At 58.0% G+C, this 1,050-nt stretch carries 1 protein-coding gene and 1 pseudogene; both read right to left on the bottom strand.

From position 1 onward, the window contains the following. Positions 1-182: pseudogene (locus ERD80_RS17220) on the bottom strand (lauroyl-Kdo(2)-lipid IV(A) myristoyltransferase); the annotation flags it as partial. Between the two features lie 127 nt (positions 183-309). Then, the coding region (gene mepM, locus ERD80_RS17215; protein ID WP_136547782.1) for a murein DD-endopeptidase MepM at positions 310-1,050 on the bottom strand (741 nt) is incomplete at its 5' end.

The raw sequence follows: 1,050 nt of genomic DNA, 5'->3' as shown, positions 1-1,050 counted from the left end.
TTCGCCAGCTTGCCGGCAAACTTACCCAGCCCGCCCAGCACCGGATCGCGCACCCTGGCCGGCAGCATCGCCATACCGGCCAGCGCACCAATCGCCAGCCAGCTGCCCCAGTATTTCGGCTTTAAAAAAGAACGTTGAAAAACGGGAATAAACTCACTGTTATTTTTTTTTCGGGTTTCCATGCACTCGCCTCTGACAATGACGGCTCAATAATAGTGACGGCAGGTAATTTTGCAATCTTCACAGGCCAGATAGCAAAAAACCGACGAAGAATCCGTCGGTTTTTGCACGTTTGCCCGGAAATTAACGTTATTTCAGCGTCAGCTGTGGCAGATAACTCTTCACCTGCGCCAGATAGGTGCTGCGATCTTTACCAGTCAGCCCTTCCATGCGCGGCAGCTTCGCCGTCAGCGGGTTGACCGCCTGGTTGTTGATCCACACTTCATAATGCAGATGCGGTCCGGTAGAGCGGCCGGTGTTACCGGAAAGCGCGATGCGATCGCCGCGTTTCACTTTCTGTCCCGGTTTCACCAGCGCTTTGCTCAGATGCATGTAGCGGGTCATGTACTGGCGACCGTGACGGATCGCGACGTAGTTACCGGCGGCTCCGCCGTTTTTCGCGATCACCACTTCGCCATCGCCGACGGCCAGTACAGGCGTACCAATCGGCAGCGCAAAATCGACGCCTTTGTGCGGCGCAATGCGCCCGGTTACCGGATTGAGACGGCGCGGATTGAAGTTTGACGAGACGCGGTACTGTTTCACCGTCGGGAAGCGCATGAAGCCCCGCGCAAGACCGGAGCCGTTGCGGTCGTAGAACTTGCCGTCTTCCGCGCGGAACGCGTAGTAATCTTTACCGCCGGTGCGCAGGCGCACGCCGAGCAGCTGACTCTGCGCACTTTTACCGTCCAGCATCTCGCGCGACATCAGTACGCTAAAGTCATCGCCGGCGCGCAGTTTGCGGAAATCCATCTGCCACTGCATGGCTTTAATCACGCTGCTGGTTTCGGCGCTGGTCAGGCCGGCGCGCTGGGCGCTGGCGGCGAAACT

This window comes from Pantoea sp. R102 (assembly GCF_004916815.1).
Taxonomy (GTDB): domain Bacteria; phylum Pseudomonadota; class Gammaproteobacteria; order Enterobacterales; family Enterobacteriaceae; genus Pantoea; species Pantoea dispersa.
The sequence above is the reverse complement of the archived record's forward strand: the minus strand, read 5'-3'. Positions and strand labels throughout refer to the sequence as shown.